Source organism: Paracoccus spongiarum (genome assembly GCF_030732095.1).
In the GTDB taxonomy this organism is placed as follows: domain Bacteria; phylum Pseudomonadota; class Alphaproteobacteria; order Rhodobacterales; family Rhodobacteraceae; genus Paracoccus; species Paracoccus spongiarum.
The window spans coordinates 1-12,605 of the sequence record NZ_JAVAMQ010000027.1 but is presented as its reverse complement, the minus strand read 5'-3'; the positions used below and the strand labels follow the sequence as shown (position 1 = coordinate 12,605).

Genomic DNA, 12,605 nt, shown 5'->3' with positions numbered 1-12,605 from the left:
CATCGCGTCTTGCGCCATGCCGCGTCCTGCCGTCCAATGCCGCAGCGCGGGGCACCGCGAAACCCGCAGGAGACGCGCCATGTCCGCCATCTCACGCAAGGCCGGGGATTTCGTCATCGACGCCGCCCTGCTGGCCGATGCCTTCGGCCTGACCGAGGCGCAGCTGCGCGCAGCGATGCGCGACGGCACGATGACATCGCGCTGCGAGACCGGCACCGGCACCGATGCCGGGCGGTCGCGGCTGATCTTTCATCACGGCGGCCGCGCCTGCCGCTTTGTCGTGGACGAGGCCGGCACCGTCCTCAGCCGCGCCTCCTATCCGATCCGCGCAGGCCGGACATGAAGCCGCCGCCGCGTGGGGTCGCGGCGGCGGCAGGTCGTCACGGGCTGTCGCTGCGGATCAGCCGGCCGGAGCCAGCTTGCCGTTGCGCTGCTGGATCATCATGAAGGTGTCGAAGGTGTATTCCGCGGTCTGCTGATACAGGTACCAGTCGTCGCGGAAGGCGAGCATCGCGTCATACTGCGTCTTGAAGTCGGCGTTCTCGGTCGACAGCTCGCCATAGACCTCGTTCGCGGCGGTGAAGGCGGCGGTCAGCACCTCTTCGCTGAACGACCGCAGCTGGGCGCCCGAACCGACCAGTTCCTTCAGGGCGGTCGGGTTCTTCATGTCGTATTTCGCCAGCATGTTCTGGTCGGTCGCCTGCGCACAGCTGCGGATCAGCGACTTGTAGCTGTCGGGCAGTTCGTCCCACTTGGCCTTGTTGAAGAAGAAGCCGACGGTCGGCCCGCCTTCCCAGAAGCCCGGATAGTAGTAGTAGGGCGCGACCTTCTGGAAGCCCAGCTTGCTGTCGTCATAGGGGCCGACCCATTCGGCGGCGTCGATCGTGCCCTTTTCCAGCGACGGGTAGATGTCACCGCCGGCGATCTGCTGCGGCACCACGCCCAGCTTCTCGACCACGCGGCCGGCCAGCCCCGAGATCCGCATCTTCAGCCCCTGAAGATCGGCCAGCGTGTTGATTTCCTTGCGATACCAGCCGCCCATCTGGACGCCGGTATTGCCGCCGGGGAAGCTGACGAGATTGTATTTCTCGAGGAAGGTGTTGTAGGCCTCGATGCCGCCGCCCTGATAGTTGTAGGCGGCCTTGGCGCGAGCCGAGAAGGTGAAAGGCAGGTCGGCACCGCAAGCGAAGGCCGGGTCCTTGCCCCAGTTGTAGTAGCCGACCGAATGGGCGCATTCGACGGTGCCATCGGTCGCGGCATTGATCGCGTCGAGCCCCGGAACGATCTCGCCGGCCGAGAAGACCTGGATCGTCACCTTGCCGTCGGTCGCCTCTTTCAGGCGGGTCGACAGCTCTTCGGCGCCGCCATAGATCGTGTCCAGCGACTTCGGGAAGGACGAGGCGAGCCGCCAGGTGATGCTGGGCATCTCCTGTGCAATGGCGGGCGCGGCCAGCGCCGTTCCGGCTGCGGCGGCGGCGCCGCCGACCGAGGCACGGGTCAGGAATGAACGGCGATCCAAGGTCTTGGAATTCTTCATGTAATCTCCTCCTCGCGGGTCGGAAGGGGCGGTCGCCCCGGCGATTGTCCGCCCTGCATGGCGCCGCAGTTTAGCCAGCGATCAGGGGCTGTCGAGGGGTCTAGTGGGACAGGTGCCGCAGTTTTGCAGGTGCCCTTGCGTCACTTTCGCCCGCCGGCACAGCGCCCTGCAAGGCGGTCGGCCGCGATGGCAGGGGCGCCCCGCGACGGGGCGCCCGGAAGGTCAGCGCAGGATGCTGCGGCCGGCGAACTCGCCGGTCTCGCCCAGCATTTCCTCGATGCGGATGAGCTGGTTGTATTTCGCCAGCCGGTCCGAACGCGCGAGGCTGCCGGTCTTTATCTGGCCGCAATTGGTGGCCACGGCCAGGTCCGCGATGGTCGCGTCCTCGGTCTCGCCCGAGCGGTGGCTCATCACCGAGGTATAGCCCGCGCGGTCGGCCATGCGCACCGCGTCCAGCGTTTCGCTGAGCGTGCCGATCTGGTTCACCTTGACCAGCAGGCTGTTGCCGCAACCCCTTGCGATGCCCTCGGCCAGCCGGGCGGGGTTGGTCACGAACAGGTCGTCGCCCACAAGCTGGACCTTGCCGCCCAGACGCTCGGTCAGCAGCGTCCAGCCCTCCCAGTCGTCTTCCGAGCAGCCGTCCTCGATCGACAGGATCGGATAGGCGTCGCACAGCGCCGCGAGATAGTCGACATTCTCGGCCGGCGACAGCGACTTGCCCTCGCCCTTCATCTCGTACTTGCCGCCATTGAAGTATTCGGTCGAGGCGCAGTCCAGCGCCAGCATGATGTCGTCGCCGGGCCGGTAGCCGGCCTTCTCGACCGCCTTCAGGATGAAGTCCAGCGCGTCGCGGGTGGACGACAGGTTGGGGGCAAAGCCGCCCTCGTCACCGATGCCGGTCGACAGGCCCGCCGCCGACAGTTCCTTCTTCAGCGTGTGGAACACTTCCGAGCCCATGCGGACCGCCTCGCGGATGTTCTCCGCGCTGACCGGCATGATCATGAATTCCTGGATGTCGATGGGGTTGTCGGCATGTTCGCCGCCATTGATGATGTTCATCATCGGCACCGGCAGGATCCGCGCCGAGGTGCCGCCGACATAGCGATACAGCGGCTGCGCGCAGGTTTCGGCGGCGGCCTTGGCGACCGCAAGGCTGACGCCCAGGATCGCGTTCGCGCCCAGGCGGGCCTTGTTCGGGGTGCCGTCCAGTTCGCACATCAGCGCGTCGATGGCGCGCTGTTCGGTCGCGTCCTCGCCGATCAGGTTCTCGGCCAGCTCGCCATTGACGGCGGCCACGGCCTCCAGAACGCCCTTGCCCATGTAGCGCGCCTTGTCGCCGTCGCGCTTCTCGACCGCCTCATGCGCGCCGGTCGAGGCGCCCGAGGGCACGGCGGCGCGGCCCATCGTGCCGTCTTCCAGCGTCACGTCGACCTCGACGGTCGGGTTGCCGCGGCTGTCCAGGATCTCGCGCGCGAAGATGTCGATGATGGCGGTCATGTGCCCCTCCATTGTTTCGTTAGCGCTTACATAGCTGCCGCGGCGGCAAGCCGAAAGTCGCAATTTTCAGGGCTGCCGGATCTCGGCCCAGATCGGCAGGTGGTCCGAGGCGTCGCGGGCGCCGGCGCCGGTGAAGACCCCGTGATGCAGCACGTCGATGTGGTGCGACAGCGCGATCCGGTCCAGCCGCAGCCGGGGCAGGGGCGCGGGATAGGACGGCCCCGGCGCGATGATCCGGAAGCCCGCCAGCGATTCAAGGCCGCGATCGTCGCGCCATTCGTTGAAATCGCCCATCATCACGATGTTGTCCTCGGCGATGCGGGCGGCCTGCGCGGCGATGCGGGCCAGCTGCGCGCGTCGCGAGGACCGCGCGAGGCCCAGATGCATGCCGATGACGGTCAGGCCCGGAAGCCGGATGGCGACGGCGCCGCGCGGCTCGATGCCCGGCAGCGGCAGGCGCCGCACCACGGCGTGCCGCGCAAGGTCCGGGCGCATCAGCACCGTCTGGCCATGCCAGCCCAGCGAGTCCCGGCCCGTCCGGCCGGTCATCTCGGCGGGCACCAGCCCGGTCTCGCGTTCGATCAGCGCGCGGGGCAGGGCCTCGGGGCGGGCGCCAAAGCGGAAATCCACCTCTTGCAGGGCGATGATGTCGGGCGCCAGCGCGGCGATCACCGACAGGTTGCGTTCGGGCGCATGCGGGCCGGTCAGTCCGCGGCATTTGTGCAGATTGTAGCTTGCCAGTCTCAGCACCGGACGCGTCCCCCTGCGTGGCGGTCAGGATAGCCGGGCGCCGCCGGTCCGCAAGGGCGTGGTGGCGCCGGCCGCCCGGTCAGGTTCCACAGAAGGTCTGCCGGACGCGCTGCTCGGGGCGCGGCGCGAGGGCCAGGTCGTCCCAGTCGGGGCGATCCTCGCGCGGATGGGTGACGGCGTCGAACAGCCGCCGGAACGGTTCCATCTGGCCCGCGACCGCAGCCGCGATCGCCTCTTCGATGCGGTGGTTGCGCGGAATCCGGCGGGGATTGGCCTCGGCCATCAGGGCGGGGTCGGGCTGGTGGGCCTGCCAGTCGCGCATCCAGTCGTCGAAGGGTGCGGGATCGGCGAATTCGGCGCGGGCGCGGCCGTCGCCAAGCCCCGCAAAGACACGGGTGAAATCCGCGCCCTGCTCCGCCATCAGTCCCAGCAGCGCCTCGGCCAGCGGCTGGATCGCCGGGCTGTCCTTCAGCCCCAGCTTGTCGCCGAAACGGCGCAGCCATGCGGCCTGGTATGTCGGCGCGAAGGCATGGACCGAGGTTGTCGCCGCCGCGATCGCCGCGTCGCGATCCGCGCCCATCAGCGGGATCAGGCAGGTGGCCAGCTGGGCGAGGTTCCAGACCGCGATCTGCGGCTGCTGCGCCCAGGCATAGCGGCCCATCCGGTCGATCGAGGAAAACACCGTGTCGGGATGATAGGCGTCCATGAAGGCGCAGGGACCATAATCGATGGTCTCGCCCGAGATCGCCATGTTGTCGGTGTTCATCACCCCGTGGATGAAGCCCAGCGCCATCCACCGCGCGATGGTCTCGGCCTGCCGGGCCACCACCTGATCCAGCAACGCCAGCGGCCCGTCGGCCTGCGGATAGTGGCGCGCGATCACATGGTCGGTCAGGGCGGCCAGCGCCTCGGCCTGGCCGCGAACGGCGAAATACTGGAAGGTGCCGACGCGGATATGGCTTGCCGCGACGCGGGTCAGCACCGCGCCGGGCAGGCCGTCCTCGCGCCAGACCGTCTCGCCGGTGGTGACGGCGGCCAGCGCACGGGTCGTGGGCACGCCCATCGCGGCCATGAACTCGCTGACCGCATATTCGCGCAAGACCGGGCCCAGCCAGGCCCGCCCGTCGCCCCGGCGCGAGAAGGGGGTCGGCCCGCTGCCCTTCAGCTGGATGTCGTGGCGGCTGCCGTCGGGCGCCATCACCTCGCCCAGAAGGACGGCACGGCCATCGCCCAGCTGCGGCACGAAGCCGCCGAACTGGTGGCCGGCATAGGCCTGCGCGATCGGCTCGGCGCCATCGGGGATCGCGTTGCCGGCCAGCATCGCCACGCCGTCGGGCCCGGCCAGCCAGTCGGGGTCCAGCCCCAGTTGCCGCGCCAGCGGCCGGTTCAGCGCCTGCAATTGCGGCGCGGCCACCGGCGTTGGCGCGATGCGGGCGAAGAAGCCCTGCGGCAGGCGGGCATAGCTGTTGTCGAAGCGGATCATCCGGGCCTCCTGTCCCTGTCATCTAGGAACCGAAGGCCCGCGCGAAAACCCCTGACACCGCAGCTTGCCCTGCGGCGGCCGGTGTCATCCCCGCCCTCGGGCATGGGTGGGGCCGAGGGCCGCGGGCATCGGTGCCCGGCCGCGGTGCGTGGGACAGGTTGCCCCCACTCAATCGGCCGTCGCGCCGCGGCCTCCCCCTTGCGTGAAACCGGCCCGGCGCGTATCGCGTCACCGCAAAGGAGCGCCTGACATGAAATTCCTCGATCTCGCCAAGGTCCATATCCGCTCGGGCGGGGGCGGCGCGGGCTGCGTGTCGTTCCGGCGCGAGAAGTTCATCGAATATGGCGGGCCGGATGGCGGCGATGGCGGGCGCGGCGGCGATGTCTGGGCCGAGGCGGTCGAGGGCCTCAACACGCTGATCGATTTCCGCTATCAGCAACATTTCTTCGCCAAGTCCGGCCAGCACGGCATGGGCAGCCAGATGACCGGCAGATCCGGCGAGGACATCGTGCTGCGGGTGCCGGTCGGCACCGAGATCATCGACGAGGACGAGGAAACCGTCATCGCCGACCTGACCCAGACCGGCCAGCGCGTCCTGCTGGCGCGGGGCGGCAATGGCGGCTGGGGCAACCTGCATTTCAAGACCTCGACCAACCGCGCGCCGCGCAACGCCAATCCCGGCCAGCCGGGAGTCGAGCGGACGATCTGGCTGCGGCTGAAGCTGATCGCCGATGCCGGGCTGGTCGGGCTGCCCAATGCCGGCAAGTCCACCTTCCTCGCTGCGGTGTCGAACGCACGGCCCAAGATCGCGGATTATCCCTTCACCACGCTGCATCCCAACCTGGGCGTGGTCGGCATCGACGGGCGCGAATTCGTCATGGCCGACATTCCCGGCCTGATCGAGGGCGCCAGCGAGGGCAGGGGCCTTGGCGACCAGTTCCTGGGTCATGTGGAACGCAGCAACGTGCTGCTGCATCTGGTCGATGGCACCTCCGGGGATGTCGCGGGCGATGCGCGCACGATCCTGACCGAACTGGCCGCCTATTCGCCGGTCCTGATGGACAAGCCGCGCGTCACCGCGCTGAACAAGATCGACGCGCTGGACGACGACACCATCGCCCAGCGCTGCGCGGCGCTGGAGGCCGAGATCGGAGGGCCGGTTCTGCTGATGTCGGGCGTGGCGCGAACCGGCGTCACCGAGGTGCTGCGCGCCCTGTGGGTGCAGATCGCGCCCACGCGCAAGGCGACCGATCAGCGCGACGAGGGGACATGGCAGTCCTAGCCCCCTCCCTGACCGATGCGCGGCGGCTGGTCGTCAAGATCGGTTCGGCCCTGCTTGTCGGCCCCGAGGGGCTGAACGCGGACTGGCTGCGCGGCCTGTGCGACGACGTGGCCGACTGGCGGCGGCGCGGCGCCGATGTGGTGCTGGTGTCGTCCGGCTCGATCGCGCTGGGCCGCCGGGTGCTGGGCCTGCCGGCCGGGGCGCTGCCGCTGGAGCAGGCGCAGGCGGCGGCGGCGGTGGGCCAGATCCGCCTGGCCCGCGCCTATGAGGAGGCGCTGGCCCCGCATGGCGTCAAGACCGCGCAGGTGCTGCTGACCCTGGAGGACAGCGCCGACCGGCGCCGCTATCTGAACAGCCGTGCCACCATGCAGACGCTTCTGGGCCTGGGGGTCGTGCCGATCGTGAACGAGAACGACACCGTCGCCACCGACGAGATCCGCTATGGCGACAACGACCGGCTGGCCGCGCAGATCGCCGTGACCTGCGGCGCGGACCAGCTGCTGCTGCTGTCGGATGTGGACGGGCTTTACACCGCCAACCCCAAGACCGACCCCACGGCGCGGCACCTGGCCGTGATCGCCGCCATCACCCCCGAGATCGAGGCGATGGGGTCGGGCCCGGTCTCGGGGCTCAGCAAGGGCGGCATGACGACCAAGCTTCTGGCCGCGCGCACCGCCACCGCCGGCGGCTGCGCGATGGCCATTGCCGAGGGCTCGGTGGCGCGGCCGCTGTCGGCGGTGGCGCAGGGGGCGCGGGCCAGCTGGTTCCTGCCCGAAGGCGATCCGCAGGCGGCGCGCAAACGCTGGATCGCGGCGATGAAGCCGCGCGGGACGCTGGGCATCGATCAGGGCGCGGCGGATGCGCTGCGCCGTGGCAAGTCGCTGCTGCCCGCGGGCGTGCGCGTGGTGACGGGCGAATTCGGTCGCGGCGATCCGGTGACGATCGCGGGCCCATCGGGCGAAAGCCTTGCGACCGGGCTGACGCGCTATACCTCGGACGAGGCGCGCCGCATCGCCGGCCACCGCTCGGCCCGGATCGCGGAGATCCTGGGCTATCCGGGGCGGGCGGCACTGGTCCATCGTGACGACATGGCGGTATAGGTCCGGGGCGAACGGGACCGGTGGGGGCAGGCATGGCGCATCTTGAAATCACCTACTGCATCGGCTGCAACTGGCTGTTGCGCGCGGGCTGGTATGCGCAGGAATGCCTGTCCACTTTCGGCACCGCGATCCGGGTGACGCTGGTGCCCGACGATAGCGGCGGGGTGTTTCGCATCGCGCTGGAGGGCGAGCGGATCTGGGATCGCAAGGACGATGGCGGCTTTCCCGAGATCCGCGCGCTGAAACAGCGCATCCGCGACCGCATCGACCCCGACCGCGGGCTGGGGCATCTGGATCGCGGCTGAGGCCGCCCCCGTTCGGGCTGGCCTTCAGGCCACGCTTTCGGGTCCGCGCGCCAGCCGGGCGCCCTGCGCGCCCTGCATCAGCCGCATCGCACCCGGTCCCGGCGCGGGCAGGGCCAGCACCCGATCCCGCAGCAGCGCGATGGCCTCGTCGCTGCCGCGCGGCAGGCTGGCCGGGTCGATGGGCGGGCCGATGGTGACGCGATAGGGCTGGCCGGCCTTGTTCAGCACCTCATTGAACAGCGTCACATCGCGCAGCGTCGGATGGATCGCGTCCAGCAGGTAGAACAGCGCCGAATTGCGCGCCCGGATGTGCAGCGGAATGACCGGGACCCCGAACTTGCGCGCGATCATCGCGGCACTGGGCATCCAGGGCCTTTCGTGCAGGCTCAGCCCGCGCCGCTTGGCCAGCCGGCCCGAGGGGAAGATCAGCCCGATCCGACCGGCATCCAGTGCCCGGCGGGTGTAGTCCATCGTGGCGCGGGTCTTGGCATGGCTGCGCTTTTCCAGCCGCCATTCGACCGGCGCGATCAGGTCCCCGGTCTGGGGCAGCACCCGGATCATGTCGTGATTGGCATAGATGAACAGGTCGTCGCGCAGGGGCGCCATCAGCGCGTGCAGCACGATGCCGTCGGCGATCCCTGTCGGGTGGTTGGCCACGATCAGGGCCGGACCGGTGGCGGGCAGATGCTCGATCCCCTCGACGCGCAGATCGCGCACCATCAGCGCGGTCATCTGGCGCAGGATCTCGGACGTGGGCAGGTCGCGGAACTCGGCGCCAAGGGCGATGGTGCGCGGATAGCGCAGCAGGCCCATCATCGCCAGCCGCGCCAGCCGGTGATGGGCCTTGCCGGAATAGAGCCAGGGCGCCCGCTCGGCGATCAGCGGATCAAGGCGGGCGCGCATCTCGGCCCGTGCATCGGCGGTTCGGTCACTCATCCGCGTCATCCTGCCCGGCCCGCCGGGCAGCGGCAAGCGGGCTCATGCGCCCGCCGCGATCATCCGCGAGACCATCTCGCGCAGGTTGCGGCTGATCCCCTCCATCGCGGCCATGCGCCGCAGTGCGGCCTGTGCAAGACCGCGCCGGGCGGCGTCGTAGCGCGGCCATGTCTCGAAGGCGGTAGACATGCGGGCGGCGATCTGAGGATTGGCGGCGTCCATCCGCATCAGCCAGTCGGCGGTGAAGTCATAACCCGCGCCATCGGCTGCGTGGAAGCCGGCATGGTTGGCCGCAAGCCCGCCCAGCAGCGCGCGAAAGCGGTTGGGGTTCTTCCAGTCGAAATCCGGCCGCTCCGCCAGATCGCGCGCGATGGCGGCGGCACGGTCGGGCGGTGCGGCCGTCACCTGCACCGAGAACCACTTGTCCATCACCAGCCGGTTGTCGGCAAAGCGGTCCCGCAGCGCCGCCAGCGCCGCCTGCCCGCGACCCCGGCGGATCAGGCAGGACAGCGCGGCCATCCGTTCGGTCATGTTGCCGGCGGTGCCGAACAGGACCTCGGCCCGGTCGCCGCCGTCGATCCGGGTCAGCAGCCCAAGCGCCGCGATCCGCAAGGCCCGCCGCCCGGCCGGCCCTGCATCGGGAGAATAGGCGCCCGGCACCGCCATCGCGTCATAGAGATCCGACAGCAGGGCGGCATGGGCCTCGGCCACCTGCCGGGCCAGATCCTCGCGCGCGGCATGGATCGCGTCGGGGTCGGGCACGGCGCCCCCGGCGGCAAGGCGCGCGGCGATCTCTTCCTCGCCGGGCAAGGTCAGGCACAGCGCCCGGAAGGCCGGGTCGGCCGCCTCGTCGGCCGCCAGCCGACCGATCGCCTCGACATGATCGCCGGCCGCCGCGCGCCCCTGCGCCGCCGCCAGCAGCGCCGAGATCGCCAGGTCGCGCCCGGCCTCCCACCGGGCGAAGGGGTCGGTGTCATGGGCCAGCAGAAAGGCGCGGGTCGCATCGTCGATCTGCCGCGACAGGATCACCGGGGCCGAAAAGCCGCGCAGCGCCGACACGACGGGCCGCGCGCCCAGCCCCTCGAAGGTGAAGGATTGCCGCGCCTCGGTCATTTCCAGCGTCCGGGTCCCCGCCACCTCGTCGCCATTCGGGCCGATCAGGCCGACGGCGATCGGGATGACGCGCGGCGGCTTGTCGTCCTGACCGGGCGTCGGCGGGGTGTGCTGGCGAAAGTCCAGCGTCAGCCGGCCGCCGTCGCTGCCCGCCTCCCAGATCTCGGTCATCTCCAGATGCGGGGTGCCCGCATCCGTATACCAGCGCTTGAACTGCGCCAGATCGCGGCCGGTCGTGTCCTCGAAGACGCGCAGCCAGTCCTCGATCGTCGCCGCCTCGCCGTCATGGCGGTCGAAATACAGGTCCAGCGCCCGCGCATAGGCCGCATCGCCGACCAGCCGCCTCAGCATGCCGATCACCTCGGCCCCCTTCTCGTAGACGGTGGCGGTGTAGAAGTTGTTGATCTCCTCATAGCGGTCGGGGCGCACCGGATGGGCCAGCGGGCCCTGATCCTCGCGGAACTGCCGGGCGCGCAGGGCGCGCACATCCTCGATGCGCTTGACTGGCGCGCTGCGCAGATCGCTGGTGAACTGCTGGTCGCGGAACACCGTCAGCCCCTCTTTCAGGCACAGCTGGAACCAGTCGCGGCAGGTGATGCGGTTGCCCGTCCAGTTGTGGAAATATTCATGCGCGATCACCGCCTCGATGCGCTCGTAATCGGCATCGGTGGCGGTCTCGGGCGAGGCCAGGACCAGCTTGGAGTTGAAGATGTTCAGCCCCTTGTTCTCCATCGCGCCCATGTTGAAATCATCGACGGCGACGATGTTGAACACGTCCAGATCGTATTCGCGGCCATACACCTCCTCGTCCCACCGCATCGCGCGGACAAGCGACTCCATCGCATATCCGGCCCGGTCCTGATCACCGGGCCGCACCCAGACGTTCAGGTCCACCGCCCGGCCGGACGCGGTGGTATAGCGGTCGCTGATCACCACCAGGTCGCCCGCGACAAGCGCAAAGAGATAGGCGGGCTTGGGCCAGGGATCGTGCCATTCCGCCAGCCCGGCCTCGCGGCGCACCGGGTTGCCGTTCGACAGCAGCACCGGCAGGTCGGACCGGATGGTGACCCGGAACGGCGCCATCACGTCAGGGCGGTCGGGATAGAAGGTGATGTGGCGAAAGCCCTCGGCCTCGCATTGCGTGCAGAACATCCCGCCCGAGAGATACAGCCCCTCGAAGGCGGTGTTGGCGTCGGGGTCGATCTCGACCTCGCAGGACAGCACGAAGGGCCGGGCGGGCAGGTCGGCGGCGGCGATCACCAGCCTTTCGCCCTCGCGGCGCGGCGCGGGGATGGCGGTGCCGTCGAGGGCAAGCCCGATCAGGCGCAGCCCGGCCCCGCCGTCAAGGACCAGATCCTCGGCCGCTGCGGGATCGCGCGGGCGCAGGTGCAGGGCGCTTTGCACCCGCGTGCCGCGCGGCGCGAGATCGAAGCGAAGCTCGGTCAGATCCAGCAGGAAGGGGTAGGGCCGATAGTCGGCGAGATATTGCGCGATCGGTGCTGTTGTCGGCGACATGGCGCCCTCCGGCTGAAAAAATCTGGGACGCCCGGGAACTGGCGGCCCGCACCTGTGTTAGTCGCGTGGAAGCCGGGTCGCAAGTCGGGCTGCTGCCGCGCGGCCGCAAAGGTGCCGCGCACCTTGTCACGGTTGACAGCGGCGCCGGGCTGGATCACAGGGATACGACGTAACCCGGTGTTTAGATAGAAATATTGGAGGCCAGCGATGTCCTATGATCCGAACGACCCGAAACGCACCCATCCGGTCGATGGCGACCCTGCGACGCCCAAGGAAACCTATGTCGAGCCGGTCGAGCGCCGGTCCTCGCCGCTGCCGCTCATCATCGGGGTCCTGCTCGCCCTCGCGCTGGCCTATTTCGTGCTGCAGCGGTTCATGACTGATGACACCGTGGCCGTCGAGGGCGACACCACGACCGTCACGACCACCGAGGAAGCCCCGGCCGAGGCCGACGCCCCCGAGGCGGTCGTGGTCGAGGAAGCCGCCGAGGATGCCGCCGCCGAGGCCGAAGCCGCCGCGAACGACGCCGCCGCCGAGGCCGAAGCCGCCGCCGACAGCGCGGCAGCCGCGACCGAAGAGGCCGCCGAGGATGCCGGCGCCGCCGCCGAGGAGGCTGCCAGCGATGCCGTGACCGCCACCGAGAACGCGGCCGAGGCCGTGGGCGAGGCCGCGCGCGATGCGACCACCGCAGCCGGTGAAGCCGCCTCGGATGCCGTGGACGCCGCGGGCGAGGCCCTGGACAACGCTCAGGAGGCGCTGGACGACGCGATCTCGGTCGAGGAAGAACCGGCCGCCCCCGCACCGGCGACGCCCGCACCGGCGACGCCCGAACCGGCAGCGCCCGCCCCGTCGAACTGATCGGGGCGACCTGATCGGGGCGAACCGATCGCGGCCGGCATCTGCCGGCCCGCAACGACCCGCCGGGCCGCGCAAGGAATTGCGCGGCCCTTCGCATGCGCCGCGCCGCGCTTTCGCAAATTCCCTGCCCACGCACCCCGCATCACATCACGTCACATCGCGCCCTTGTGAAGCTTTGCGGCGCGATGCTATGCAGGCCCGATTGCGAACTCAGGACGGGGGCTTGGAC

At 69.9% G+C, this 12,605-nt stretch carries 11 protein-coding genes; 5 read left to right on the top strand and 6 right to left on the bottom strand.

The genetic code is table 11. The features are described 5' to 3' along the window. Nucleotides 1-79 precede the first annotated feature (79 nt). A complete protein-coding gene (locus tag Q5Y72_RS17885; RefSeq protein ID WP_305964785.1) occupies nucleotides 80-343 on the top strand; it encodes a DUF6522 family protein in 264 nt (87 codons plus the stop codon). A 57-nt stretch (nucleotides 344-400) separates the two neighbouring features. Here Q5Y72_RS17885 and Q5Y72_RS17880 read toward each other — a convergent pair whose 3' ends face one another. The 4 genes from Q5Y72_RS17880 to Q5Y72_RS17865 form a co-directional block, all read right to left on the bottom strand. After that, the gene (locus Q5Y72_RS17880) at nucleotides 401-1,519 is read right to left on the bottom strand and encodes a TRAP transporter substrate-binding protein (protein WP_305964806.1); all 1,119 of its coding nucleotides are present in this window, start codon (nucleotides 1,517-1,519) and stop codon (nucleotides 401-403) included. 240 nt (nucleotides 1,520-1,759) lie between these two features. Further along, a complete protein-coding gene (gene eno, locus Q5Y72_RS17875) occupies nucleotides 1,760-3,034 on the bottom strand; it encodes a phosphopyruvate hydratase (RefSeq protein WP_305964784.1) in 1,275 nt (424 codons plus the stop codon). Nucleotides 3,035-3,100: 66 nt separating this feature from the next. After that, nucleotides 3,101-3,784 carry an endonuclease/exonuclease/phosphatase family protein gene (locus Q5Y72_RS17870; protein WP_305964783.1) on the bottom strand — a complete coding sequence of 228 codons (684 nt, stop codon included), beginning with the start codon at nucleotides 3,782-3,784 and terminating at the stop codon, nucleotides 3,101-3,103. Nucleotides 3,785-3,863: 79 nt separating this feature from the next. Further along, complete coding sequence (locus Q5Y72_RS17865; protein ID WP_305964782.1) at nucleotides 3,864-5,267, bottom strand: protein adenylyltransferase SelO; 1,404 nt, start codon at nucleotides 5,265-5,267, stop codon at nucleotides 3,864-3,866. Between the two features lie 250 nt (nucleotides 5,268-5,517). On the opposite strand from Q5Y72_RS17865, the gene obgE reads away from it, so the two are divergent. From obgE to Q5Y72_RS17850, 3 genes are read left to right on the top strand one after another with little or no spacing between them, the layout of a single operon-like run. Continuing rightward, nucleotides 5,518-6,549, top strand: a complete 1,032-nt coding sequence (gene obgE, locus Q5Y72_RS17860; RefSeq protein WP_305964781.1) for a GTPase ObgE — start codon at nucleotides 5,518-5,520, stop codon at nucleotides 6,547-6,549. Next, nucleotides 6,537-7,649 (top strand): glutamate 5-kinase, encoded by a 1,113-nt coding sequence (gene proB, locus Q5Y72_RS17855; RefSeq protein WP_305964780.1) that lies wholly within the window; start codon nucleotides 6,537-6,539, stop codon nucleotides 7,647-7,649. The genes obgE and proB overlap by 13 nt, the downstream gene beginning before the upstream one ends. A 32-nt stretch (nucleotides 7,650-7,681) precedes the next feature. Further along, nucleotides 7,682-7,954 (top strand): Rdx family protein, encoded by a 273-nt coding sequence (locus Q5Y72_RS17850; protein ID WP_305964779.1) that lies wholly within the window; start codon nucleotides 7,682-7,684, stop codon nucleotides 7,952-7,954. A gap of 24 nt (nucleotides 7,955-7,978) precedes the next feature. On the opposite strand, the gene Q5Y72_RS17845 is transcribed toward Q5Y72_RS17850, so the two are convergent. Then, on the bottom strand, nucleotides 7,979-8,890 hold the full coding sequence (locus Q5Y72_RS17845) for a lysophospholipid acyltransferase family protein (RefSeq protein ID WP_305964778.1): 912 nt from the start codon (nucleotides 8,888-8,890) through the stop codon (nucleotides 7,979-7,981). Between the two features lie 42 nt (nucleotides 8,891-8,932). Further along, the gene (pepN, locus tag Q5Y72_RS17840; protein ID WP_305964777.1) at nucleotides 8,933-11,518 is read right to left on the bottom strand and encodes an aminopeptidase N; all 2,586 of its coding nucleotides are present in this window, start codon (nucleotides 11,516-11,518) and stop codon (nucleotides 8,933-8,935) included. A gap of 207 nt (nucleotides 11,519-11,725) precedes the next feature. On the opposite strand from pepN, the gene Q5Y72_RS17835 reads away from it, so the two are divergent. Continuing rightward, nucleotides 11,726-12,376, top strand: a complete 651-nt coding sequence (locus Q5Y72_RS17835; RefSeq protein WP_305964776.1) for a hypothetical protein — start codon at nucleotides 11,726-11,728, stop codon at nucleotides 12,374-12,376. Nucleotides 12,377-12,605 lie beyond the last annotated feature (229 nt).